Origin of the sequence: Actinomadura sp. 7K507, assembly GCF_004348425.1 — a bacterium.
GTDB lineage: Bacteria > Actinomycetota > Actinomycetes > Streptosporangiales > Streptosporangiaceae > Spirillospora.
In genome coordinates this window covers 1-22,778 of the sequence record NZ_SMKK01000089.1, presented here as the reverse complement: position 1 = coordinate 22,778, position 22,778 = coordinate 1, and the positions used below count along the sequence as shown (strand labels likewise).

Sequence of the window (22,778 nt, the reverse complement as noted above, 5' to 3'; positions counted from 1 at the left end):
CACCGGCTGAGCGCGGCTGGGATCCATCGCCCTCAGATGGGTCCCAGCGGGTTCCCCGCGAGCCTCGCCAGTTCCATGACGATCGCTCTGGCCGTGGGGTCGGACGGGCGAGCGGCGCTGATCGCGCCGGTCAGCGCCCGGAGCTCTTCTCGCGGGAGAAGCCGGAGGGGGTTCTCGGCGGTTCCGAGCGGGAGCCGGGTGGTCCCTGAGCCGCTGGACAGCAACAGCGCGGGCCCGATCGCGTTGCCCCGGAAGTCCACGCCTGCCGGCTGCAGCCTGAACCGTGTCTCGCGCAGGTCCCAGCGCCGGTTCCTGCCGATCCGGCGCTGGACCAGCGTGTTTCCGTCCAGCCAGAAGGCACTGCGGTAGAAGGTGACTCCCACACGCGCGATGAAGGGGCTGATGATCAGTGCGAGGACGGCCAGTCCGACGCCCACGTCCGCCGCGTCCCCGCCTTGGCGCCACAGCGGGACCAATGCGATGGCCGGCACCACGACGATGGGCATCAGGATCAGCCAGAAGCAGAGCCAGGCGACGCCCCCAGCGCCTACTGACAACCGCTGCCCCTGGCCTTCCCCGCCGGGCGCCCGTTCGACCATGTCCCCTCCCTCTCCGGGAGGTTGGACGCCCCGGCCGGGCGGGTGGTTCGCCGGTGGTGCCACTGGCGGACGCCGGATGTCGATCAATCGGGCGCAGAGCCGGGGGCGGTGGCGTGCGGCGCGGGAGGTAATGACACACTTACCTGAGTTTGTCTCATGGAGGTGTGAATGCCCGCGACCGTCCAGCCGCCCGAGAGCGTCACCTGGCGCGTCCACCTTGACCGGACCATGTGGGTCGGCGGGGTGCGCAGCCTGATGTTGCAGGCGTTGCACCCCATGGCCATGTGGGGTGTCTGGCAGAACTCCAACTTCCGGGAGGACCCCTTCGGGCGGCTCCAGCGGACGTCGGACTTCGTCGGCCTCGGGACGTTCGGCAGCCCGGAGGAGGTCGAGGAGGCCGCGTACCGGGTCCGGGAGATCCACCGGGGCCTGCGCATCCTCAACCACGACACCGGGAAGAAGGAGCGGCTCGACCAGCCCGAGCTGCTGCTGTGGGTGCACTGCGCCGAGGTCTACTCCTTCCTGGAGGTGGCGCGCCGGGCCGGGCTGCCGCTGACCGGCGCCATGGCCGACCGGTACCTGTACGAGCAGCGCAAGTCGGCCACGCTCGTCGGGCTGCACGCCGAGGACGTCCCCGGCAGCGTCGCCGACATGGAGGCCTTCTTCGCCGGGATGCTGCCCAAGCTGCGGGTCACCGAGGAGGCCGCGGAGACCGTCCGGTTCCTGATCTGGCCGACGATGCCGGAGAACCTGAGGTTCCTGGCGCCCGGCAAGCCCGGCTACCTCCCGTTCGGCGCGCTCTGCTACTACTCGCTGCCCGGCTGGGCCCGCAAGATGTACGGGGTACTGCCCGAGGTGCCGCAGCCGGCGGTGACGGCGTCGCTCAGGTCGTTCCGGCTGGCGATGAACTCCGTGCCGGAGCGGCTGCACGACTACGCCTTCGCCAAGCCCACCCGCGACATGCTCGGACGGACGCGGCAGCGGCTGGGCGCCGAGGGCTACGACGTGAGCAGGGGCCTGTTCGGCCTGCGCGACCCGAGGCGCTGGCCCGACCGCAAGGCTCTCGCAACGGCCTAGGCGGCGCGGCGTGCCGTCCTCTACGGGCGGTGCGCCGCGTTCACGGCACGTCGACGGGGAGGGCCGCCCAGGGGTCCTTGCGCGGGGCGGCCTGCTGGCCTTCGGGGCAGTGGCGGGCGAAGTCGCACCAGGAGCACAGCGTGCCCGGACGGGGCGGGAACCGCTCGTCGTGCGGGGTGTGGTCGACGGTGGCCGGACGCGCGTCGGACGGTCGCGGCTTCGGTACGACCGCGCGGTAGGCCTCGTCCGCCGTGGCGGCCTCGTCGGCGATCTGCTCGGCGCGCCGCATGTGGCGCGCCAGGGAGTCGTCGGTGTGGTCCCACGCCGCGACCTCGCCGGACGGCAGGTGGTGCAGTTCGACGCGGTGACAGGGGCGGCGCAGGACGCGGGACGAGGCGACGGCGTAGATCGCGAGGGCCAGGGAGCCCCGGGCGTCATCGGACGTGAGGGGGCGGCGGCCCGTCTTGTAGTCGACGACGGCGAGTTCGCCGCCGCGGGCGTCCAGGCGGTCGATGCGGCCCGACACGGCGATCCGGTCGGTGCGGGTCGCGACCGTGCGCTCGACGCCGACCGGCTCGTCGGACGGGTCGAGGCCCGCCGCGTAGCGTTCGGTCATCTCGCGGGCGCGGCCACGCCATTCGGCGGACTGGGCGTCGTCGCGGAAACCGTCCGTCAGCCAGCCCCGGGTCAGAAGCGTCCCGGCGGCCTCGGGGGTGCGCTCGTGGACGGGGAGCCGCCACCAGCCGGCCAGGGCGTTGTGGACGCTGGCGCCGACGCTGTTGTGCGCCCACGGCGGGCCCTTCGGCGGCATCGGACGATCGAGGTAGGTCATCCGGTAGCGGCGCGGGCAGTCCAGCCACGTGTTCAGCCTCGACGGCGTGCACGTGTACAGCCGCCGGGGCATTCCGTCGAAGCCCAGCTGCTCGGCGCTCAACGACGCTCCGTCAGTCCTCGTCCTGCGCCAGCTCGCCCCAGGTCTCCCAGCGGGAGTCCTCCTCGCCGACCGTGGTCTCCTCGCCCTGGCCGGGAAGGACCTTCAGCTCCTTCGGCAGCGGGGTCAGCAGCGCGCCGATCGAGTTCAGCTGCTTGCGCAGGTCCTCGTAGACGCCGCCGATGGAGCCGGGGCGGCCGCGGTGCAGGGTGTCGCCGGAGAACAGGGCGCCGAGCTGCTCGCTGATCACGCAGACGCTGCCGGGCGTGTGGCCCGGGGTGTGCATGATCTCCAGCTGGGCGTCGCCGATCTCGAAGACTCCGCCGTCCTCCAGCCAGATGTCGGGTTCGAGGGACCGCAGCGCCTTGGCGTCGTCCTCGTCCTCCTCGTCCTTGGCGAGGCGGCCGAAGTAGTCGCGCCACAGCAGCCGGTCGGCGCGGTGCATCGCGATCGGGGCCCAGTTCTCCTCTTCCTCCTCGCCCGCGGCGGCGACTTCGAGGACCACGTTGAGGTGGTGCTCGTTGCCGTCGGTGAGCAGGACGGCCATGACCTCGCGGTCACCGACCTCCTTGAGGATGGCGTCGGCGTCGTAGGCCGGATCGATCACGATGACCTCATCGTCGTCGCCGACGATGTAGGTGTTGCTCTCGACGTCGTAGTCGGTGTCGTCGAGGGTGAGCTGCCCCGACGTCGTCACCTGTTCGATGCGCGCGTCCACCCTTGGAACCCTATCGCGCTTCGGGGAACGTTTCGGGCAGTCGGAGATCATCGCCGGACGCGCCCGCGCGCAGTTTCCCGAAGGCGTCCGGTGCGATGGTCTCGGCGCCGAGGCGGTCGCCGGTCAGCTCGCCGTGGTCGTCGCTGGAACCTGTCACGGCGAGGTCGAGGGCAGTGGCGAGTTCGCGCAGGCGGGCGCGGTCCTCCGGGACGTGGTCGGGATGGTCGACCTCGATCCCGGCGAGCCCCGCGGCGGCGAGCTTCTCGATCGTCTCGTCCGCGAAGACGTACCCGCGCCGGCGTGCCCGGGGGTGCGCCAGCACGCACACTCCCCCGGCCGCGCGGACGAGGCCGATCGCCCGTTCCGGGTCGAGCGCGTACCGCTCCACGTAGGCGCGGCCGTCCTGCGCGATCCACCGGGAGGTGAACGCCTCGCCGGTCGAGCGGACGGCGCCCGCCTCGACCATGGCCCGCGCGATGTGCGGACGTCCGACCGCCTCGCCCTTGGCCAGCGCGCGGACCATGCCCCACGTGACGTCCACCCCGAGGTCCCGGAGCCGGTCGACCATGCCCTGCGCCCTGATCACCCGGTCGTCGCAGAGCCGGGCGAGTTCGGCGGCGAGGTTCGGCTCGTCCTGGTCGAACAGGTAGCCGAGCATGTGGAGGCTGCGGCCGTCGTGCTTGCACGACAGCTCGACGCCGGGGACGAGGGTCAGGCCGGCGGGCAGCGAATCGGCGGCCTCGTCCCAGCCGGCGACGGTGTCGTGGTCGGTGAGCGCCAGGACGTCCAGTCCCCTCGCCCGCGCCCGGCGGACCACCTCGGCGGGGGGCCGGGTGCCGTCGGACCTGTCGCTGTGGCTGTGCAGGTCGATCCGCATGCCCTCGTTCATATCAGGGGGCCGCCGCCGGTCTCAGTGGCGTCACTCGTCGATGCACGGGCTGTACGCCCCATAGGGAAGGTCGATGTCCATCCCGGGCTCGCGCAGATCGAGAAGGTTCTGGCGCTCCAGCATGAGGACGCCGGCGTCGGCGGGCCACAGGACCGCCCAGAGCCAGTTGCCCATCGCCTCTCCCACGTAGGCGGCGCGGTCGGGTTTCCCGTCGACGGCCCACATCGGCACCGAATGGCCGCAGGTCGCCGCCGGGCCGCTGACGTCGAGCTTCACGTGCGGCGGGCTACCGTCGAACACCTCGCCGGGGTCGGCGCCATCCAGCCCCGCGTAGTGGGCGCCGAGGCCGACGCCGGGCTCCTCGGCGACCAGCACCATGTCGGCGGGACCGCTGAGCAGCCCCGGCCCGGACACGGCGACCGCCGTCCCCCGCGCGCCGCTGCGGTCGTCCCCGACCGTGGCGAAGCCCGTGACGAGCCAGCCCAGCGGAAGGGGCCAGGGCGTCCAGACGGGGACCCGAGCGTCGCGGAGCACGGCGGCCAGCCCGTCCGGGCCGGGTCGCTTGGACGGCTGCCGCGGAAGTACGGCGCCGTGCACGCCGCAGGCCCAGTCGCTCGACCAGAGACCCGGCGCGTGAACGGGACCCGCGCAGCGCGGGCATGTGGGCTCAGCCCTCATGATTACCCACCCTGCGCGGCGACGCCGGGGCCCGTCAAGGTCGCGCAGGTCGCCGCCTGGGAAAGGGGCGGACAAAATGGGGTCATGCGAGTTCGTTGCGTCGGCGGGATCGTGCGGGACGGGGACGGGCGGCTGCTCGTGGTGAGGCGGGGGCGTCCACCTGGCGAGGGCCTGTGGTCCGTTCCGGGTGGACGGGTCGAACCCGGCGAGGACGACCCGGCCGCGGTCGCGCGGGAACTGAAGGAGGAGACGGGCCTGGACGTCCTGGTCGGCCCGCTGACCGGGACGGTGGAACGCCCGGGGCCGGGCGGCGTCACCTACGAGATATACGACTATGCCGCGACGGTGACGGGTGGAACGCTCCGTGCCGGTGACGACGCGTCCGACGTGCGGTGGGTCTCGCCCGGCGCCCTGCGCGAACTCCCCGTCACGCCGGGGCTTCTCGACGCACTCGCCTTGTGGGGGCTGCTATGAGGCGTGCGCGGGCTGGGTGCCCGCCGTCGCCGGGACGTCGTCTCCGGCGGGGCCGGACGTGACTGTCTGGATGCGCATCCTCCCCGCCAGCCAGACGGCGGCCACGGCGAACAGCGCCATGGGGACGACGTCCGCCACGACGACCTGCCACGGCACCGAGCCCTGCACGATGTCCAGCTGGCCGAGGGCGGCCGAGATGAGGAACGCCATCAGGTTGTTGAACACGTGCAGGGCGATGGCCGCCTCCAGCCCGCCCGTGCGCACCGTCACCCACGCCGCGATCATTCCGAAGACGAAGATGTCGAGGATTCCCCAGCCCGTGTAGCCGTGCCCGGCCGTGAAAAGCGCCGAGCCGACCACCATGCCGGGCCAGGGCGTCCGGAACACGACGCTGAGCGCCCGCCCGGCCTTCCTCTTGGCGTTCTCCAGCGTGCAGGCGCCCACGGCCTGCAGCATCCAGCCACGGAAGACGTACTCCTCCGCCGCCGCCTGGAACGGCACCAGCAGGAGGATGAGGACCGCGGGCAGAAGGAACTCTTCCCACCCGACCCAGTGCTCGTCCCCGCCGGCCTCTTCGTCCAGACCCATGCCCGCTAGGAGCGACGTCCCGAACGACACGATGCAGAACAGGACCGCCAGGCCGCAGCAGACCAGCATCCATTTCCAGCGCAGCCGTCCCACGACCGAAGAGAGCGTGCCGGGCCTGCGCCGCTGGATCCCCCACGCCACGAGCAGCGCCGCCGGCAGGAACACCGCCAGCGCGGCCAGGTTGAACACCAGGTCGGCCGTGTCGTTGCCGAAGATCGTGGTCGTGTCCGCACCTTCCGGGTCGGGGATCTCCCCCGTCACGGCCACCAAAACGATCATCCCGATGAGCATGAGCCCGACCGCCAGGCTCATGCCGAGGCCCAGGATCGTCAGGCTCCCCAGCAGCGGACGCCACCACCGGTGGATATCCGTACGCGCCATCCTGTGGAACGGGGTCCCCGCGGGCGGCACCACGATCCAGGACGTCTTTACCGGCTGCGCCCCGTATCCGGGGTACGCCTGCCCATAGGGGTCCTGCCAATGGGGCCCGTAGGGAGCGGCGCCGTACTGACCGCCCCACGCGGGCGGCTGCGCCGGAGCGTCCTGCCAGTACGGCATCCCGGCGGCGTAAGGCTGCGCCTGCTCGGCGTGCTGCGCCTGCTCATAGGGCTGAGCCTGCCCATAGCCCTGAGCCTGCCCGGGCTCGGGCGGCTGTGCCTGCTCGGGTCGTGCCTGCTCGGGTTCAGGCGGCGGGTTCTCCTGGGGCCGCCCCTCTGGGGGCCGGTCGCTGGGAAGGTCGGGGTCGAGCGGGGCCCAGCCATCGGCTTCCCCTCGTTCTGACACGTTCGATCCTCCCGGTAACCGTCACGTCCGTGGGAGGAATCGTAATGGGGCGTCGGTGAATACTTTTCATCCTCGATGGTCTGCGCCTGTAGCGGTCCCCGTGACAGGCCGGATGAAAAGCACTCAGTTCCCCGGCGGGTCGAAGCGCCTGGTTCGGGCCATTCCCGCGGCGCGGCCCTTGGCGGCGATGACCAGCGCCATCTTCCGGGACGCCTCGTCGATCATCTCGTCGCCGAGGGTGGCGGCGCCGCGTCCCTCGACGGTGACGTAGTGGTCGTAGGCGTCGAGGATCAGCTCGGCGTGGTCGTAGTCGTCCTGGGACGGGGAGAACACCGCGTTCCCGGCCTCGATCTGGGCCGGATGCAGGACCCACTTGCCGTCGAACCCCAGGGCGGCGGACCGCTGCGCGACCCGCGTGAACGCCTCCACGTCCCGGACGTTGAAGTACGGCCCGTCGATGGCCTGGAGGTCGCGGGCGCGGGCGGCCATCAGGATCCGCATCAGGATGTAGTGGTAGGCGTCGCCCTCCGTGTAGCCGGGCGGCTGCTCCCCCACGACGAGCGTCTTCATGTTGATCGACGCCATGAGGTCGCCGGGGCCGAGGACGAGCGCCTCCAGCCGCGGCGAGGACGCGGCGATCGCGTCGATGCCGACCATGCCCCGCGCGTCCTCGATCTGGGCCTCGATGCCGATGCCGCCCACGGGCAGCCCCACGGCCCGCTCGATCTGGGTGAGGAGCCGGTCGAGCCACTGGACGTGGGTGGCGTCCTGCACCTTCGGCAGCATGACGGCGTCGAGGTTGGCGCCGGCGCCCTCCACGACCTCGATCACGTCCCGGTAGGCCCAGTGGGTGTCCAGGTCGTTGACGCGGACCACCCGGATCTTCTCGGCCCAGTCCCCGTCGTTGAGGGCGGCGACGACGGTCTTGCGGGCCTCCTCCTTGGCGGACGGCGCGACGGCGTCCTCCAGGTCCAGGAAGATCTCGTCCGCGGGGAGCCCCTGCGCCTTCTCGATGAAGCGGGCGTTGCTGCCGGGGACCGCGAGGGTGGTACGTCGAGAGCGCATGGCCCGGATGCTATCCAGCGGTGTGAGACGCTTCAGGGCATGGGTGAGCTGAACCGGGCGCTGGTTGAGGAGGCGGCCAAGAAGTCGGACCTGCTCTGGCTGGACATCCCCGGCCTGCCGCAGCCGAGGGCCGCCTGGCACGTGTGGCACGACGGCTCCGCGTACGTGCTGACCGGCGGGGAGGGCGAGCAGCCGCTGCCCGGCCTGCCGGAGTCCGCACAGGTGACGGTCATCCTGCGCAGCAAGGACAAGGGCGGACGGCTCGTCTCGTTCGTCGCCGACGCCGAGCCGGTCGAGCCGGGCTCCGAACTCTGGGACGCCGTGACGCCCCTGCTGGCCAAGGCCCGGCTGAACGCCGCGTCCCACGAGAGTCAGGTGGAACGGTGGGCCACCGAGTCCTGGGTCATGCGGCTCACCCCCGCCCTGGAGGCCGCGCAGGCGCCCGGGGACTACGCGACCGTGCGCCCCGTCCCGACACCGGCGACGACCGCGGGCGCGCCGCCCCGCCTCTACGGCGGCAAACGCCGCCGCGTCGACCGGTAGGCGGCGCCTCCCGCCCGGCGGGCGGGACATCGGCGGGCGTCACATCGCCAGGCGGCGGCCCTCGGCGACCGAGCTGAGCTTGTCGGGGTTGGCGACCAGGTAGACGGTCTGGATCCGGCCGTCGTCGTTCAGGTCGACGGTGACGGTCCCGATCGGGCCGGCGGGGCCGTCCACCACGAGGGCCGGTTCACCGTTGAGGTTGACGCGCCGCATCCGCATGTCGGCGGCCTCCACGCCCGCGTAGGACACCCCGGTGACCGCGGAGAGCCAGCGGCTGATCTTGTCGGCGCCGTGGATGATCCGCCGCGCCGCCTTGACCTTGCCGCCGCCGTCCGTCCACAGCGCGACGTCGGGGGCGAGGACCTCCAGGAGCCGGTTGACGTCGCCGCCGAGGACCGCCTCGAAGAACCGTTCGGTGGCCGCCTGCCGCTCCGCTCCCCGGGCCTCGAAGCGGGGACGCCGCGCCTCCACGTGCTTGCGGGCGCGGGTGCCGAGCTGCCGCACGGACGCCTCCGACCGGTCGAGCGCCCCGGCGATCTCGGCGAACGGGTACCCGAACACCTCCTTGAGGACGAACACGGCGCGTTCGAGCGGGCTCAGCGTCTCCAGGACGACGAGCATCGCCATCGACACCGACTCCGACCTCTCGACGTCCTCGGCGATGTCCGGCGACGTCAGCATCGGCTCGGGCAGCCACGGCCCGACATAGGTCTCGCGCTTGGCCCGCGCCGACCGCAGCCGGTCGAGCGCGACGTTGGAGGTGATCCGCACCAGGTAGGCCTTGGGGTCGGCGACGTCCGAACGGTCCGCCGCGGACCAGCGCAGCCACGCGTCCTGGACGGCGTCCTCCGCGTCCGCGGCCGTCCCCAGCATCCGGTACGCCACCGCGAACAGCAGGTTCCGGTGCTCCTCGAAGGGGTCCTCCAGCGCCTCGCTCATGGTCGCCAGCCTCTCACGCGGGTCCTCGCACGTCCTGTCACATCCTGGACGAGACGGGCATGGGGAGATGTGACATGTCCTGCCCGCGGGCGTCCGGGATCACCCGTCCGGTACCGGATCAGGACGGAGATCATGGGTAGTGTCCTGGCCATGAGCGCAGCTCCGTCGCGGGTGTTCATCGCCCGGCTCGCGGGCGTCGCGGTGTTCGATCCGGCCGGTGACCAGGTCGGCAGGGTCCGCGATGTCGTGGTGGCGCTGCGGCTCGCGCCCCGGCCGCCGCGGGTGCTGGGGCTCGTGGTGGAGGTCACGTCGCGGCGGGCGGTGTTCGTGCCGATCACGCGGGTGACGCTGATCGAGGCGGACGCGGTCGTCTTCGACGGGCGCCTGAACGTGCGGCGGTTCAGCAAGCGCGAGTCCGAGACGCTGGTCATCGCCGAGCTGCTGGACCGGACGGTCCGGTTCCGCGACAGCGGGGAGCCCGTCTCGGTCGTCGACGTGGCGATGGAGCCGACCCGCACCAGGGACTGGCTGGTCGGCAAGGTGGCGGTGCGCCGCAGGAGGGGCCGGGGGCTGCGCAAGCGCGGCGAGAGCATCGTCGTGGACTGGGACACCGTGGAGGGGTTCTCCACCGTCGAGCACGGGCAGGGCGCGGCCGGGCTGATCGCCGCGTTCGGGCAGCTGAAGCCCGCCGACCTCGCCGGCGTCGTGCACGAGCTGCCGGAGAAGCGGCGGACAGAGGTCGCGCTGGCGCTCGCCGACGAGCGGCTCGCCGACGTCCTGGAGGAGCTGCCCGAGGACGACCAGGTCGAGATCCTCGGCAAGCTCGGCGTGGACCGGGCCGCCCGCGTGCTGGAAGCCATGGGCCCCGACGACGCCGCCGACCTGCTCGGGGAACTGCCCACCGAGCAGCGTGAGCAGCTGCTGACGCTGATGGAGCCGCAGGAGGCGGCGCCGCTGCGCAGGCTGCTGACCTACGAGGAGCACTCGGCCGGCGGCCTGATGACGACCGACCCGGTGATCGTCGCGCCGGACGCGACGGTCGCCGAGGCGCTGGCGCTGATCAGGAGACCCGACCTGAACCCTGCCCTGGCCGCGCAGGTGTACGTGTGCCGGCCGCCGACCGCGACGCCGACCGGCCAGTACCTCGGGACGGTCCACTTCCAGAAGCTGCTGCGCGAGCCGCCGCCGACGCTCGTCGCCGGAATCCTCGACACCGAACTCGACCCGCTGCGGCCCACGATGTCGCTGGAGGCCGTGGCGATGTTCCTGGCCACCTACAACCTCGTCGCGGGCGCCGTCGTGGACGAGAACGGCCACTTGCTGGGGTCGGTGACGATCGACGACGTGCTCGACCATCTCCTGCCCGTGGACTGGCGGGAGACGCTGATGGACGCCAGCGCGGACGAGTCCGCGGATCCCGAGGAAGAGGCTCTCCGGGGGAACAATTGATGACGACACGACAGATGACCGCGCGCCTGGACCAGCCCAGGGAGATCCGCAGGACGTTCATGCCCCGCGTCCACTACGACCCGGAGTCGTTCGGGCGGGTGTCCGAGCGGATCGCGCGGTTCCTGGGGACGGCCAGGTTCCTCGTCTATCTGACGGCGTTCATCGCGGTGTGGATGGTGTGGAACACCTTCGCGCCGGCGTCCGTGCGGTTCGACCCGTACCCGTTCATCTTCCTGACGCTGATCCTGTCGATCCAGGCGTCCTATGCCGCGCCGCTGATCCTGCTCGCTCAGAACCGGCAGGACGACCGGGACCGCGTCCAGTACGAGCAGGACCGGTCGAGGAGCGAGCGCACCATCGCCGACACCGAGTACCTGACACGGGAGATCGCCGGGCTGCGGGTGGCGCTGAGCGAGGTCGTCACCCGCGACTTCCTGCGGTCGGAACTCCAGCAGGTCATGCGGGAGCTGGACACCAAAGACAGTGCGGCCTGAGAACTGGGCCGCCTGACACGCCGGGAGAGGCTAGGCCTGGACGGGGACCTGCTCGTCGGCGAGCTTGTCCAGGATGTACTGGAAGGTGCGCAGGTCGGACTCGTCCAGGCGGCTCAGCATGTGGTCGCGGACGCCCTGCCGGTAGGTCGGGGCGGCCTCGTCCAGCCGGGTCCGCCCGCCGGTGGTCAGGACCGCGTACAGGCCGCGGGCGTCGCTCGGGCAGGTCTGCCGGGCGACGAGGCCGTCGCGCTCCAGCCGGTCGACGAGCCGGGTCAGGCCGCTGCGCGACAGCAGGACGCGGTCGGCGAGGTCGTTCATCCGGAGCCGGCCGCCCGGGGCCTCGCCGAGGTGCATGAGCACCTCGTAGGGGCCGAGCGCCAGGTCGTGGCGGGCCAGCAGATCGGCCTGGAGCCGGCGGGAGAACTGCGCCTGTGCGCGGAGCATGGTGCGCCAGGCGATCAGCTCGGCGGCCGAGTGGGTGCTGCTTGTCACGCCACGATGCTACGGCGGCGCCGCGTCCGGCGTGATGGAGACCCCGCACGCGGTGTGAGGAGCGGCACCCTGATTAGCAGGTTGTTGCACCGGGTTCATACCATGGACACATGGCCTCCCAGTTGACCACCGAGCAGGTGACCGCGGCGCTCGCTACGGTGAACGATCCTGAGATCCGCAAGCCCATCACCGAGCTCGACATGGTCAAGAGCATCGACATCGAGGCGGACGGCACCGTCCGCGTCGGTATCTACCTGACCGTGGCCGGATGTCCCATGAAGGACACCATCACCAAGAACGTCACGGAGGCCGTCGCGAAACTCGACGGCGCGACGTCGGTGGGCGTCGAACTCGATGTGATGAGCGAGGAGCAGCGCAAGGACCTGCAGACCAAGCTGCGCGGCGGTGAGCCCGCCAAGGAGATCCCGTTCGCGCGGCCGGGCTCGCTGACCAAGGTGTACGCGGTGGCGAGCGGCAAGGGCGGCGTCGGCAAGTCGTCGGTGACGGTCAACCTGGCCGCCGCGCTCGCCGCGCAGGGCCGCAAGGTCGGCGTCGTGGACGCCGACATCTACGGCCACTCCGTGCCGCGGATGCTCGGGGTGGACAGCTCGCCCACCAAGGTCCAGGACATGATCATGCCGCCGACGGCGCATGACGTGAAGGTCATCTCCGTCGGCATGTTCACCGCGGGCAACCAGCCGGTCGTGTGGCGCGGGCCGATGCTGCACCGGGCGCTGCAGCAGTTCCTCACCGACGTCTACTGGGGCGACCTGGACATCCTGCTGATGGACCTGCCGCCCGGCACCGGCGACATCGCGATCTCCGTCGCGCAGCTCGTGCCGTCCGCGGAGATCCTCGTGGTCACCACGCCGCAGCAGGCGGCCGCCGAGGTCGCCGAGCGGGCCGGCGCGATCGCCGCGCAGACCCACCAGCAGGTCGTCGGCGTGATCGAGAACATGTCGTACCTGACGTGCCCGCACTGCGGCGAGCAGCAGCACCTCTTCGGCGAGGGCGGCGGCCAGACGGTCGCGGACGCGCTGACGAAGACGCTCGGGGCACGCGTCCCCCTGCTCGGCCAGGTGCCGATCGACCCGCGGCTGCGCGAGGGCAGTGACGACGGGCGGCCGCTGGTGCTGTCCGACCCGGACGCCGGCGCGGCCAAGGAACTGCGCACCATCGCCGACAGCATCGCCGGCCGCAGCCGGGGCCTCGCGGGCATGTCCCTGGGCATCTCACCCAAGGGAAGGTAGGTAGGTAGCGGCTCCCAGGGGGGCAGCCCCCTGGGACGCCGCCCCCTCGGGCTACACCCCCTCGGGCTGCGCCGCTCCTGGGACTACGTCGCCTCTTTGTCGAACGGGGGGCGTTCGTCGTAGGCGAGCTGGCCGTTGCCGGGGCTCGTCGCGTACGAGGGCTCGTCGTCGAAGACGCCGTTCTTCGTCAGGTAGCCGTCGTTGTCGTCGTCCTCCAGCAGGTGCTTGCGGACGAACGACTTCGGGTTGAGGTCGTTGATGTCGAAGTCTTTGAACTCGGGGCCGAGGCCCTCCTGCAAATCCGCCTTCGCGGAGTTGGCCATCTGCCGGAACTGCCGCAGCATCCGGCCGGCCTGGCTGGCGACCTGGGGCAGCCTGTCCCCGAAGATGACCAGGGCGAGGACGACGAGAACCGCCATCTCGCCGATTCCGACGTCGAACACCACGTCCTCCACATGCTGCGGCCGAGGGGGCCGGCCCTGTGGCGGACCGGCCCCCTCAGCGTATCCCGGCCCCGGATGAACCGGACCCGGACGTACCCGCCTAGTTCGACCCCAGCGTGACCTTGACCGTGCTCTCCTGGCCACCGCGCTGGTAGGTGATCGAGACCTGGTCGCCGGGGGCCTTGCTGCGGATCTGCGCGATCAGGTCGGTGGCGTCCTCGATCGGCTTGTCGTCGACGCGGGTGATCACGTCGCCGGGCTTCAGGCCGGCCTTCTCCGCCGGGCCGCCCTTGGTCACCGGGTCCTGCCCGTTGACCGGCTGCGGCATGATCCGCGCGCCGCCCTCCTGGAAGTTCGGGTCGGGCAGCACACCCAGGATGGGCTGGCTGCTGCTGCCGGTCCGGATGATCTCCTCGGCGATCCGCTTGCCCTGGTTGATCGGGATGGCGAAGCCGAGACCGATGCTGCCGCTCGGCTGCTCACCGAGACCCTGGCCGCCGAGCGTCGCGATGGCGGTGTTGATGCCGATCACGCGGCCCCTGCCGTCCACCAGCGGCCCGCCCGAGTTGCCGGGGTTGATCGCCGCGTCGGTCTGGATCGCGTTGAGGAAGGACGCGTCGCCGCCCTCGCCCCGGGTCGGCACCGCGCGGTTCAGCGAGCTGACAACGCCGGTCGTGACCGAGCCCTGCAGGCCGAGCGGTGAGCCGATCGCGATCACCGGGTCGCCGACCGCGATCTTGCTGGAGTCGCCGACCGTGAGCGCGGGCAGCGAATGCTCGCCCTCGGGCTCCAGGACGGCGACGTCCGAGTTGGAGTCGGCGCCCTTGACGGTGGCGGGCAACCTCTTCTTGTCGTTGAAGACGACCTCGATCGAGCCGTTGCCCGCACCGGCGACGACGTGGTTGTTGGTGACGATGTAGCCGCCGTTGACGATGAATCCGGTGCCGCCGACCTCGCCCTGCGCGGCCTCCACGCGGATCATCACGACGCTCGGCAGCACGCGCTGCGCCACGCCCGCGACCGAGTCCGGCGGACGGGCCTGCACCTCCGAGCCGCCGCCACCGCCGCCGCCCAGGCTGACCGGCGAGCCGTCGTCGCCGCCCGTGGCGACGACGCCGACCCCGGCGCCGACCGCGCCGGCCACCAGCGCGACGATCACCGTGATGACGGCGAGGAGTCCGAGGCTCGGCCCGCGGCGCGAGGACGACGGCGGCGCACCGGGAACCGGTGCCCAGTTCGGGCCGCCCCCGGGCGGCATCCCGAATCCCGCCATCGGGCGGGGGCCGCCGGGCGGCGGCGGTCCCATCGGCGCGGGTGGCGGCCCCATCGGGGCGGGTGGTGGGCCGCCGGTGGGCGGCGGCCCCTGGTGGGAGTGCTGCCAGCCGCCGTAGGGCGCGCCGTGCCGCGCGGCCCGCGGGTCCTGGTTGTGCGGGACGAACCCGGGGCGCATCCGGTCGTCGGGGCCCTCGGTGATGGGCTTGTCGAGCTGCACCGGCGGCGGGGGCTGCGGCATGTCGTTCGGTGACGCGTCCTGCAGCGGCACCTCCCGCGGCCCCAGGTCCGCGGCCGGGGCGGACCGGGAGATCACGTCCTCGCTGGTGTCGGGCGGCCCGGCGAACGGCGAGTCCGGTGGCGCGAATCCCCCCGCCACCAGCCGGTCGGTGCCCTGGCTCGCCTCCGGGTCGTTCCGGGGCTCGGCGTCGTCTTCGCCGGACCGTGCCTCAGCCTCGGCCCCGGGTTCGGGCTCGGGGTCGTCCACCGGCTGCTCCAGGGGGATCTCCTGGTCGGTCACCGTCTCGGGAGGAGCCGCCGCCTCCTGCCGTCCGGGCTCCTGGCCGGGGACGACGTCGTCATCCTCCAGCGGTGCCCTGGACGGCCCGCGGTTGTCTTCCGTCATCCCCATCTCTCCTGCCGAGCATGGTCCTGGTCATCGGTGCTCATGTTGCCCGGAAAGGCATGTGGCGAGCATAAGACCTTCTGTCGATACGCTCATCCCGGACGATCATCCGCATACGTGAGCGTTTTTCCCCTCTTCGATGCCTCGCACTCCGTGAAGGTTCCGGCGCGGGTGATGTTCAGTCGAACGGGTTCGCGGCCGAGACCAGGCGGCGGGCGCCGCGTGACAGCCGCGGCCAGAAGGGGTCGCCGGCGTCCCTCGGCAGCCTCGCCGCCACCGCCTCCGCCGTGCTCTGCGGGGCGTCGGTCAGCACCGTGAACACGTAGCCGTCGCCGGCGGAGACGGCCCAGTGCCGCAGCGACTCGCGGCGGAACACCGTCCGGTCGTCCTTGGCGATCTTCTGCCAGCCGCCGAGGGCGTCCTCGTCCAGCGTGCCGCGCTGCACGAACACCGAGACGGCGGCGAGGCCGTCGGAGTAGCTGAGGTGGACGGCACCGCCGGCGTCATCGCGGCGGGCGTCGTGGAGGGTGAGCCGTCCGGGCAGGTCCTCCGGGACGGGCCAGCCGCCCTCGCGCAGCCCGTCGAGGTCGGCCCGGTCCAGTTCGTCGCTCCACAGGGCGGCGCCCTGGCCTCTGTTTCCGTCCGCGGTCTCGCCCGTGCCGGTGTCGGGGAACCGCGCGAGCCCCCGGCGGGGCCTTTGGCGCACCACCGGCTCCGGCGGCGGCTCGGTGAAGCTGATCTCGCTGAAACCGGTGACGACCACGGAGCCGCCGCGGGCGTCGATCAGCTCGCGGTGCAGCATCAGCCCGGTCTCGGAGTCGACCCAGAACCGTCCGGCGGGGGTACCGTCCGCCCGGCGGGCCTCCACGACGCGGGCGTGCCTGCCGCAGACCGACGAGTCCGCCGCGCGGACCACCGAGTAGTTGCGGGTCAGCAGCGCGAGCGTCTCCCGGGTGAAGCCCGTCGTGTCCCCCGCGGCGGACTCGGGCCGGTAGCCCTTCCCGGCCGTCCCGGACCGGTCCGCGGTGGAGGGGCGGCCCACCGCACCCCCCGGAACCGCCTGGTAGTGGATGCCGTCGCCGGGTGTGTGGGAGACGGCGGCCCGGGACGTGGTGGAGCTGTCGCGGCTCGCCGTGGTGAGGAACCGCCTGCCCTGGTACGGGACCCGGCTCGCGGCGTCGGCGGCGGCGCGCAGCAGCGCCACCGCGGCCGGGTCGCTGCGGACGCGCCGGGTGGCGGCCGGGTCGCCGGCGAGCGCCGCGGCCAGGGCGAGTGCCCCGGCGAGCCCGCAGGCGAGGACGGAGCGGGCCCGTCCCCGGCCGATCAGGGTCTTCGCGATCACGGCCCCGCGGAGGCCGCCGGTACCGGGACCCGGCTGAGCGGGTCGGTCAGCGGATCGGTCAGGGGGGCGTCGCCGGAGGTCAGCGCGTGCTCGACGGCGAAACGGTCGAAGGAGGGGGTGACGCTCGGCGCCTCCTGGCGCCCGCCCGCGGCGTAGGAGGCGCTGCCGAGGCCGAGGAACAGGGTGGCGGCGCCCACGACCAGGTAGCGGCGCCGCGGCTGGGCCCGCAGGACGCCGGCGTGCCCGGCGGGGCGGTTGTCGCGCGGACGCCCGGCCGGCGGCGTCCGCGCGGGACGGGCCGATGATCGAAGCGGCCGCGCGGAGGGCCGCGCGGGAGTCCCGGCGGGCGGGCCGGGCGGCGGCCCCGGCGGGACGCCGGAGACGGGCGGGCCGGCGGACGCGGGCAGGGAGCGCAGCCGGGTCAGGAAGTCGTCGGACGGGAGGTCGCCCACCTCGTCCGCGACCGGAGCGTCGGACAGGCCCCGCAGCCGGCCCTTGAGCCTGCGCAGCGCGTCGGCCTCGTCCCTGCACTGGGCGCAGCCCGCGAGATGGGCGTGGGCGCGGTCGCGCTCCTCATGCCCCAGCTCACCGTCGACCAGAGCGGTCAGACGCTCCCCCAGACAACTCACGCCGCCTCCGTCGTTCCGTTCGATCAGGCGCGCGGACACGCCCGCACGCGGTGAGCAAAGCTTTACACGCCCTCCGGCTGCGGCTGGACACCGCTTGCCACGTGTATGCCGCCCGGCTCCCCGCCCGCGGCGGCCTCCACCGCGTGCAAGGGCAGGTACTCGTTCCTGGTCCCCGGCCGGCGGCGGGTCGGCGCGCGGTGCTCCAGCGCGGCGCGCAGCTGCGCCCGCCCCCGGTGGATGCGGCTGCGCACGGTCCCGAGCTTGACGCCGAGCGTCGCGGAGATCTCCTCGTAGGAGAGCCCCTCGATGTCGCACAGCACGACGGCCGCGCGGTACTCGGGCGCCAGCGCGTCGAGCGCGGCCTGCACGTCGGCGTCGAAGTTGGTGTCGTCGAACACCTGCGCCGGGGTCGGCTCGCGGCCCTGGAGGCGTTCGGCGGCGTCGTCGGCGAGCCCCTCGAAGCGGATGCGCTGACGGCGCCTCGCCATGTCGAGGAACAGGTTCGTGGTGATCCGGTGCAGCCAGCCCTCGAACGTGCCCGGCGTGTAGTTCGACAGTGAACGGAACACGCGGACGAAGACCTCCTGCGTGAGGTCTTCCGCGTCGTGCTGGTTGCCGGTCAGCCTGTAGGCGAGCCGGTAGACGCGAGCGGAGTGCTCGCGCACGACCTCGTCCCAGGACGGCGGCGCCCATTCGGCCTCGGGGGCGTTCTCACGCGTGCGCGTGACACTGCCCACCGCCTGCCTGGGGCCGACCCCCACAGCGCTTCTGAAATTGAGTGCTGTGACTCCCATGGTGCCGGGCTGTTCCTCTCTCGTGAGCCAAGGTCTCGGCCTTGGAACGGCACGGTCTCGCCTGGGCTGGGGCGCTTCTGGACCGACTCGGTTCTCGTGGATCCGACCCGCTCGTGAGCGGGTTCCTTCCGTTGTTGCAACGCGCTGAAACTCCAGTTCGTTCCCTGTCAGCGATATGGTCTTTCCAGCATGAGCCAGGCGGGGGTCCCGCGAGGAGGCAGCCATCGACGCCGTTCAGGCCACTCGGGCCTATGTGGAGGACTACCTCCCGGAAGACGAGCCGCTCCTGAACGCCAGGCGCCACGGCGAGGAGATCGGCGCCGCGCCGATCGGGGCGGCCGGCGGGGCGGCGCTGCGTTTCCTCGCGACGCTCATCGGCGCGCGGACGGTCGTGGAGGTCGGCTCCGGCTGCGGGGTGTCCGGTATCTGGCTGATGCGGGGGATGCCCAAGGACGCGGTGCTGACGAGCGTGGACATCGATCCCGAGCATCAGCGCATCGCCAAGCAGGCGTACGTGGAGGCCGGCCTCGGCTCCTTCCGCACCCGGATGATCAGCGGGCCGGCGCTGGACGTGCTGCCGCGCCTGACCGACGGCGCCTACGACATGGTGTTCTGCGACGCGCAGAAGCGCGAGTACCCCGAGTACCTGACCGGCGCGCTGCGGCTGCTGCGGCCGGGCGGCGTGGTCGCGTTCGACAACGCCCTGTGGCACGACCGTGTCGCCGACCCCACCCGGCACGATCCCGAGACCGAGGCGATCCGCGAGGTGCACCGGATCATCCGCGAGGACGAGCGGCTCGTCCCGATGCTGGTGCCGGTCGGCGACGGCCTGCTGTGCGCCGTCAAGTGCGAGTAGCCCGATGGACGCCATGGATTCCGAGACAGAGACCGAGACAGAGACCGGGATAGAGACCGGGGCCGCTGGGGCGGGCCCGGCGTTCGCCGTGCGCGTCCGCGTCACGTGGCGGGGAGTCTGGCAGCTGATCGCGACCCTGATCCTGTTCCTGGCGTCGGCCGGGTTCGTCGCGGGCGGCGTGATGGGCGGCACCAGTGTCGGCGGCGTCATGTTCACGGTCCTCGGCTTCACCGGGCTCGTGCTGTTCGGGACGGGGCTCTTCATGGCGGCCGGGGGGACGATCGCGCGGCGTCCCGTCCTGGAACTGGACGCGGACGGGGTGCGGCGCCCGGCGCGCTGGCCGCTGCCCCGCAAGGCCGGGCGGAAGCTGCCCTGGGCGGACGTGGCGGCGATCACGGCGCTGCGGCGCGGCGTCGGCGGCACCCGCAGGGGCGAGCAGGACTACATCGTGTTCCTGCCGACCCGGGAGCTCGCCGAGCTGGCCCGCACGTCGGAGCGTCCGCGGCTCGTGGCGCTGACGATGCGGGACGTCCCGGCCACGGCGGCGGCCGTCCCGTGGTGCTTCGCGGTGGAGCACGGCTGGGACGCGACGCTCCCCCAGGTCGTCAAGGAGGCCAGGGCGCGGCGCCGCGTCCCGGTGATCGACCGCCGGACGAAGTGATCGGCCGGCCGGTGCGAGGGCGGGTCAGCCGGCCAGCCAGCCGAGCAGCAGGCGGGTGCCGAACCCGGTCGCGCCACGGGTGATCTCGGCGTCGTCGGAGGTGGCCCGGCCCGGCCCGGCGATGTCGAGGTGCGCCCAGGCGCGGTCGCCGGCGAACTCGCGCAGGAACAGCGCCGCCGTGATCGAGCCGCCGCCGTAGCCGCCGCGGCCGATGTTGTTGATGTCGGCGACGTCGGAGTCGATCGCGGTGCGGTAGTCGTCGACCAGCGGGAGCCGCCACACCGGGTCGCCGGCGGCCGTCCCGGCGCGGGTGAGCGCCGCGGCGAGGTCGTCGTCGTTGGAGAACAGCGCGCCGTGCCGCAGGCCCAGCGCGACCTTCGCCGCGCCGGTCAGGGTCGCGACGTCCACCACCACGTCGGGGCCGAGCTCGGCGTCCGCGTAGGCGAGGGCGTCGGCCAGGACGAGCCGGCCCTCGGCGTCGGTGTTCAGCACCTCCGACGTCTTCCCGCCGTAGTGCCTGATCACGTCCCCGGGGCGCATGGACGACCCGGACGGCATGTTCTCCGCCGCGGCGACCAGCGCGGTGACGCGGGCGCGCACGCCGAGACCGCGCAGCGCGCTCATCACGGCGATGACCGCCGCGCCGCCCGCCATGTCGGTCTTCATCGTCTTCATGCCCTCGTTGGGCTTGAGCGACAGGCCGCCGCTGTCGAACGTGATGCCCTTGCCGACGAGCACGACATGGCGCTCCGGGTCCCCGTCCGGGAGGTAGGTGAGCTCGATGAGGCGGGGCGGGCGCGACGATCCGGCGCCGACGGCCACCAGGCCCCCGAAACCCTCGTCGACCAGCTCCTTCTCGCCGCGCACGCGGACGGTGAGGCCGGAGTCGGCGGCGACCAGCTCGGCCTGCCCGGCGAGCCACGACGGGTCCTTCTCGCGGGCCGGGGTGTTGGCGAGGTCGCGGGCCAGCGCGGTGGCCCGCGCGCGGGCGGTGCCCAGCTCGATCGCCGGGGCGTCCGCCTCGGGCCCGGCCTCGGTCAGCACGGCGATGGTGCCGGGAGCCTTCTTCGCCGGCGGCTTGCCGATCTTGAACTCGTAGCAGGCGAGCAGCGCGCCCTCGACGAAGGCGGCCAGTTCCCCGGCGGCGCCGGGCACGCCCGCGACCAGCGCCGTCCTGCCCTTGCCGCGGCGGGCGAGCGCGGCACCGGCCTTGCGCAGGTCGGCCGGGGCCGCGTCGCCCACTCCGTACAGCAGCAGTTCCCGGACCTGGTCTCCGACGCGGACCTGGGCGGGCACGATCTCGCCCGGCTCGCCCTTGGCCTTGTGGAGCGCCAGCAGCTCGTCCAGCGTGAACGGCAGCGACCCGGCCACCTCGGCGTCCGGTGCGACCGGTCCCTGCCGGACGGGGATTCCCACCACCTCGGCCCCGAGGTCGACCGCCGTCTGCGACACGGTGCCGCCGGCACCGTGGATGCGGGTCTCGATGGGCATGGCGGCGGTTCCCCCTCTGAGTCGTGCTGTTCACGGACTGGCCCGCTTCACGGGAATGGCAAGGGCCCCGGCGGTGCCGCCGGGACCGTCACCAGCAAGCCGGGATCGGCGGAGCGGTCAGCCCACGACCCCTTTGAGGGCCTCACCGAGTTCCTTGGCCTCATCGGCGGAGAGCTCGACCACGAGACGGCCGCCGCCTTCGAGAGGAACCCGCATGACGATTCCGCGGCCCTCCTTGGTCACTTCGAGCGGACCGTCTCCCGTCCGCGGCTTCATCGCCGCCATGCGTGAATCCCCTTCCTGCGTAGGGCCGCGGCCTCGCACACCCTTGGCCGCGTGGCCGCGTGTCGCATCCGCGTCATCAGTAGTGGTCCATTATCTCGCCTTCCGGGCGCGAAGTGGTAACGATCAGCCTCCGGATCCGCCCACCTGGGGCGATGCGGCGGCCGGCGCGGCTCCCGGGCACCGGGCCGGCGGGCGCCCTTGCCCCCCGCCTCCGGGTTCGCCGATGGTTGCCTGGGAAGATCTGAACGGACCCTGGAGGACGCCGATGTCTGAGACCGTGCTGTACGACGTGACCGACGGTGTGGGCACAATCACACTGAACCGGCCGGACGGGATGAACTCGCTGACGGGCGAGATGAAGGACCTGCTGCGCGCGACCGTGGTGCGCGCAGCCGCCGACCCGGCCGCCCGCGCGGTGATCCTCACCGGTGCCGGACGGGCCTTCTGCGCCGGGCAGGACCTGCGTGAGCACGGCGACAACCTCGCGTCCGGCAAGGGGCTGGACGACACCGTCCGCAAGCAGTACAACCCGATCGTGCTGGCGATGGCGGGGATGCGCAAACCCGTCGTCGCGGCGGTGAACGGCGTCGCGGCGGGCGCGGGCGCGTCGCTGGCGTTCGCGTGCGACCTGATCGTCGCGTCCGACAAGGCACGGTTCGCGACCGCGTTCACCGGGATCGGCCTCGCCCCGGACAGCGGCATGTCGTGGACGCTGCAGCGTCTCGTCGGCCGCGCCAAGGCCGCCGAGCTGCTGCTGCTGGGCGAGCCGGTCAAGGCGCCGGAGGCCCTGGAGATGGGCCTGGTGAACCGCGTCGTCCCGGCCGACGAGCTGGCCCCGGCGTCGGTGGAGCTGGCCCGCCGTCTCGCCCAGGGCCCGACCGTCGCCTACGGCGCGGTGAAGGCGGCACTCGACCACGCGGCGACGCACGAACTGGCGTCCGCGCTGGAGCGGGAGGCCGAGCTTCAGGACGAGTGCGAGAAGACCAGCGACCACCATGCCGCGACCCAGGCCTTCCTGAAGAAGGAGCAGCCCACGTTCGAGGGCCGGTAGACCGCAGCGGGCCGGTGGGGCTGCCCCCACCGGCCACTGGGGAGTATGCGTCAATGTGGCCGCGGGGTCCCCGGCGGTTTGCTTGACGGTATGACGCAGACAACCGCCGTACCCCCTATTGAGCAGGTCCACGATCAGGTCGCCGTCGCACGCGAGGTGGTCAAGTCGTACGGGACGGGTGACAGCGCCGTGTCCGCGTTGCGCGGTGTCTCGGCGGCGTTCGCGCGCGGCGAGTTCACCGCGATCATGGGGCCGTCGGGCTCCGGGAAGTCGACGTTCCTGCACTGCATGGCCGGGCTGGACACGGTGTCGTCCGGGTCGGTGCTGATCGGCGACGTGGAGATCACGAAGCTGTCGCGG

Annotated in this window: 26 protein-coding genes; 10 read left to right on the top strand and 16 right to left on the bottom strand. The window is 72.5% G+C overall.

From position 1 onward, the window contains the following. Nucleotides 1–32: 32 nt before the first annotated feature. The gene (locus E1285_RS21000) at nt 33–599 is read right to left on the bottom strand and encodes a hypothetical protein (protein ID WP_132154603.1); all 567 of its coding nucleotides are present in this window, start codon (nt 597–599) and stop codon (nt 33–35) included. A 168-nt stretch (nt 600–767) separates the two neighbouring features. Here E1285_RS21000 and E1285_RS20995 point away from each other — a divergent pair, with 168 nt between their 5' ends. Continuing rightward, nucleotides 768–1,676, top strand: coding sequence for an oxygenase MpaB family protein (locus E1285_RS20995; RefSeq protein ID WP_132154601.1), 909 nt, complete (start codon nt 768–770; stop codon nt 1,674–1,676). Nucleotides 1,677–1,716: 40 nt separating this feature from the next. Here E1285_RS20995 and E1285_RS20990 read toward each other — a convergent pair whose 3' ends face one another. Genes E1285_RS20990 through E1285_RS20975 form a run of 4 tightly spaced genes read right to left on the bottom strand, consistent with a single transcriptional unit; the run spans nt 1,717 to nt 4,892 of the window. Then, complete coding sequence (locus tag E1285_RS20990; protein WP_243722950.1) at nt 1,717–2,610, bottom strand: PD-(D/E)XK nuclease family protein; 894 nt, start codon at nt 2,608–2,610, stop codon at nt 1,717–1,719. A 10-nt stretch (nt 2,611–2,620) separates the two neighbouring features. Next, entirely contained in the window at nt 2,621–3,325 is a 705-nt protein-coding gene (locus E1285_RS20985) for an MBL fold metallo-hydrolase (protein WP_132154599.1), read from the bottom strand. Between the two features lie 10 nt (nt 3,326–3,335). Continuing rightward, nucleotides 3,336–4,202 (bottom strand): PHP domain-containing protein, encoded by an 867-nt coding sequence (locus E1285_RS20980; protein ID WP_132154597.1) that lies wholly within the window; start codon nt 4,200–4,202, stop codon nt 3,336–3,338. Between the two features lie 42 nt (nt 4,203–4,244). Then, nucleotides 4,245–4,892 (bottom strand): DUF6758 family protein, encoded by a 648-nt coding sequence (locus E1285_RS20975; protein WP_132154595.1) that lies wholly within the window; start codon nt 4,890–4,892, stop codon nt 4,245–4,247. An 84-nt stretch (nt 4,893–4,976) separates the two neighbouring features. Here E1285_RS20975 and E1285_RS20970 point away from each other — a divergent pair, with 84 nt between their 5' ends. Continuing rightward, entirely contained in the window at nt 4,977–5,366 is a 390-nt protein-coding gene (locus tag E1285_RS20970; protein ID WP_132154593.1) for an NUDIX domain-containing protein, read from the top strand. On the opposite strand, the gene E1285_RS20965 is transcribed toward E1285_RS20970, so the two are convergent. Both E1285_RS20965 and E1285_RS20960 read right to left on the bottom strand, forming a co-directional pair. Next, nucleotides 5,361–6,737 (bottom strand): type II CAAX endopeptidase family protein, encoded by a 1,377-nt coding sequence (locus tag E1285_RS20965; protein ID WP_132154591.1) that lies wholly within the window; start codon nt 6,735–6,737, stop codon nt 5,361–5,363. The two genes, E1285_RS20970 and E1285_RS20965, sit on opposite strands and share 6 nt — an antisense overlap. A gap of 123 nt (nt 6,738–6,860) precedes the next feature. Beyond that, a complete protein-coding gene (locus tag E1285_RS20960) occupies nt 6,861–7,802 on the bottom strand; it encodes a CoA ester lyase (RefSeq protein WP_207946701.1) in 942 nt (313 codons plus the stop codon). A 39-nt stretch (nt 7,803–7,841) separates the two neighbouring features. Here E1285_RS20960 and E1285_RS20955 point away from each other — a divergent pair, with 39 nt between their 5' ends. Next, entirely contained in the window at nt 7,842–8,345 is a 504-nt protein-coding gene (locus E1285_RS20955) for a hypothetical protein (RefSeq protein ID WP_132154589.1), read from the top strand. A 39-nt stretch (nt 8,346–8,384) separates the two neighbouring features. On the opposite strand, the gene E1285_RS20950 is transcribed toward E1285_RS20955, so the two are convergent. Continuing rightward, nucleotides 8,385–9,284 (bottom strand): RNA polymerase sigma-70 factor, encoded by a 900-nt coding sequence (locus E1285_RS20950; protein ID WP_132154587.1) that lies wholly within the window; start codon nt 9,282–9,284, stop codon nt 8,385–8,387. 150 nt (nt 9,285–9,434) lie between these two features. On the opposite strand from E1285_RS20950, the gene E1285_RS20945 reads away from it, so the two are divergent. Then, nucleotides 9,435–10,733, top strand: coding sequence for a CBS domain-containing protein (locus E1285_RS20945; protein WP_132154585.1), 1,299 nt, complete (start codon nt 9,435–9,437; stop codon nt 10,731–10,733). After that, on the top strand, nt 10,733–11,227 hold the full coding sequence (locus E1285_RS20940) for a DUF1003 domain-containing protein (RefSeq protein WP_243722949.1): 495 nt from the start codon (nt 10,733–10,735) through the stop codon (nt 11,225–11,227). Before E1285_RS20945 ends, E1285_RS20940 begins: the two co-directional genes overlap by 1 nt. A gap of 30 nt (nt 11,228–11,257) precedes the next feature. Here the strand turns inward: E1285_RS20940 and E1285_RS20935 are convergent, their stop codons facing one another. Beyond that, entirely contained in the window at nt 11,258–11,719 is a 462-nt protein-coding gene (locus E1285_RS20935; protein ID WP_243722948.1) for a MarR family transcriptional regulator, read from the bottom strand. A gap of 110 nt (nt 11,720–11,829) precedes the next feature. Here E1285_RS20935 and E1285_RS20930 point away from each other — a divergent pair, with 110 nt between their 5' ends. Continuing rightward, a complete protein-coding gene (locus E1285_RS20930) occupies nt 11,830–12,969 on the top strand; it encodes an Mrp/NBP35 family ATP-binding protein (RefSeq protein ID WP_132154583.1) in 1,140 nt (379 codons plus the stop codon). A gap of 83 nt (nt 12,970–13,052) precedes the next feature. On the opposite strand, the gene E1285_RS20925 is transcribed toward E1285_RS20930, so the two are convergent. The 5 genes from E1285_RS20925 to sigE form a co-directional block, all read right to left on the bottom strand. Then, nucleotides 13,053–13,412 carry a sec-independent translocase gene (locus E1285_RS20925; RefSeq protein ID WP_132154581.1) on the bottom strand — a complete coding sequence of 120 codons (360 nt, stop codon included), beginning with the start codon at nt 13,410–13,412 and terminating at the stop codon, nt 13,053–13,055. A gap of 100 nt (nt 13,413–13,512) precedes the next feature. Then, the gene (locus E1285_RS20920) at nt 13,513–15,309 is read right to left on the bottom strand and encodes a trypsin-like peptidase domain-containing protein (protein WP_132154579.1); all 1,797 of its coding nucleotides are present in this window, start codon (nt 15,307–15,309) and stop codon (nt 13,513–13,515) included. A 178-nt stretch (nt 15,310–15,487) separates the two neighbouring features. Continuing rightward, a complete protein-coding gene (locus E1285_RS20915) occupies nt 15,488–16,651 on the bottom strand; it encodes a sigma-E factor regulatory protein RseB domain-containing protein (protein ID WP_132154577.1) in 1,164 nt (387 codons plus the stop codon). Then, nucleotides 16,648–17,280 (bottom strand): zf-HC2 domain-containing protein, encoded by a 633-nt coding sequence (locus tag E1285_RS46680; protein WP_207946700.1) that lies wholly within the window; start codon nt 17,278–17,280, stop codon nt 16,648–16,650. Before E1285_RS46680 ends, E1285_RS20915 begins: the two co-directional genes overlap by 4 nt. Nucleotides 17,281–17,342: 62 nt before the next feature. Beyond that, entirely contained in the window at nt 17,343–18,017 is a 675-nt protein-coding gene (sigE, locus tag E1285_RS20905) for an RNA polymerase sigma factor SigE (RefSeq protein ID WP_243722947.1), read from the bottom strand. Between the two features lie 310 nt (nt 18,018–18,327). Between sigE and E1285_RS20900 the strand changes: the two genes are divergently transcribed. Then, the gene (locus E1285_RS20900) at nt 18,328–18,930 is read left to right on the top strand and encodes an O-methyltransferase (RefSeq protein ID WP_132154575.1); all 603 of its coding nucleotides are present in this window, start codon (nt 18,328–18,330) and stop codon (nt 18,928–18,930) included. 13 nt (nt 18,931–18,943) lie between these two features. Continuing rightward, nucleotides 18,944–19,591, top strand: coding sequence for a hypothetical protein (locus E1285_RS20895; RefSeq protein WP_132154573.1), 648 nt, complete (start codon nt 18,944–18,946; stop codon nt 19,589–19,591). A gap of 24 nt (nt 19,592–19,615) precedes the next feature. Here the strand turns inward: E1285_RS20895 and E1285_RS20890 are convergent, their stop codons facing one another. Together E1285_RS20890 and E1285_RS20885 are read right to left on the bottom strand one after the other, a co-directional pair. Continuing rightward, a complete protein-coding gene (locus E1285_RS20890) occupies nt 19,616–21,082 on the bottom strand; it encodes a leucyl aminopeptidase (RefSeq protein WP_132154571.1) in 1,467 nt (488 codons plus the stop codon). Nucleotides 21,083–21,199: 117 nt separating this feature from the next. Further along, on the bottom strand, nt 21,200–21,367 hold the full coding sequence (locus E1285_RS20885; RefSeq protein WP_083946426.1) for a DUF3117 domain-containing protein: 168 nt from the start codon (nt 21,365–21,367) through the stop codon (nt 21,200–21,202). A gap of 265 nt (nt 21,368–21,632) precedes the next feature. On the opposite strand from E1285_RS20885, the gene E1285_RS20880 reads away from it, so the two are divergent. Both E1285_RS20880 and E1285_RS20875 read left to right on the top strand, forming a co-directional pair. Continuing rightward, complete coding sequence (locus tag E1285_RS20880; RefSeq protein WP_132154568.1) at nt 21,633–22,418, top strand: enoyl-CoA hydratase-related protein; 786 nt, start codon at nt 21,633–21,635, stop codon at nt 22,416–22,418. Nucleotides 22,419–22,508: 90 nt separating this feature from the next. Then, nucleotides 22,509–22,778: ATP-binding cassette domain-containing protein (locus E1285_RS20875; RefSeq protein WP_132154566.1), on the top strand; the 270-nt coding region annotated here is incomplete at its 3' end.

Coding starts and splice junctions, on each gene's coding strand:
- E1285_RS20950 (WP_132154587.1), bottom strand. CDS start 9,284: ATGAGCGAGGCGCTGGAGGACCCCTTCGAGGAGCACCGGAACCTGCTG.
- E1285_RS20975 (WP_132154595.1), bottom strand. CDS start 4,892: ATGAGGGCTGAGCCCACATGCCCGCGCTGCGCGGGTCCCGTTCACGCG.
- E1285_RS20930 (WP_132154583.1), top strand. CDS start 11,830: ATGGCCTCCCAGTTGACCACCGAGCAGGTGACCGCGGCGCTCGCTACG.
- E1285_RS20955 (WP_132154589.1), top strand. CDS start 7,842: ATGGGTGAGCTGAACCGGGCGCTGGTTGAGGAGGCGGCCAAGAAGTCG.
- E1285_RS20960 (WP_207946701.1), bottom strand. CDS start 7,802: ATGCGCTCTCGACGTACCACCCTCGCGGTCCCCGGCAGCAACGCCCGC.
- E1285_RS20980 (WP_132154597.1), bottom strand. CDS start 4,202: ATGCGGATCGACCTGCACAGCCACAGCGACAGGTCCGACGGCACCCGG.
- E1285_RS20940 (WP_243722949.1), top strand. CDS start 10,733: ATGACGACACGACAGATGACCGCGCGCCTGGACCAGCCCAGGGAGATC.
- E1285_RS20885 (WP_083946426.1), bottom strand. CDS start 21,367: ATGGCGGCGATGAAGCCGCGGACGGGAGACGGTCCGCTCGAAGTGACC.
- E1285_RS20880 (WP_132154568.1), top strand. CDS start 21,633: ATGTCTGAGACCGTGCTGTACGACGTGACCGACGGTGTGGGCACAATC.
- E1285_RS20945 (WP_132154585.1), top strand. CDS start 9,435: ATGAGCGCAGCTCCGTCGCGGGTGTTCATCGCCCGGCTCGCGGGCGTC.
- E1285_RS20995 (WP_132154601.1), top strand. CDS start 768: ATGCCCGCGACCGTCCAGCCGCCCGAGAGCGTCACCTGGCGCGTCCAC.
- E1285_RS20890 (WP_132154571.1), bottom strand. CDS start 21,082: ATGCCCATCGAGACCCGCATCCACGGTGCCGGCGGCACCGTGTCGCAG.
- E1285_RS20895 (WP_132154573.1), top strand. CDS start 18,944: ATGGATTCCGAGACAGAGACCGAGACAGAGACCGGGATAGAGACCGGG.
- E1285_RS20970 (WP_132154593.1), top strand. CDS start 4,977: ATGCGAGTTCGTTGCGTCGGCGGGATCGTGCGGGACGGGGACGGGCGG.
- E1285_RS20920 (WP_132154579.1), bottom strand. CDS start 15,309: ATGACGGAAGACAACCGCGGGCCGTCCAGGGCACCGCTGGAGGATGAC.
- E1285_RS21000 (WP_132154603.1), bottom strand. CDS start 599: ATGGTCGAACGGGCGCCCGGCGGGGAAGGCCAGGGGCAGCGGTTGTCA.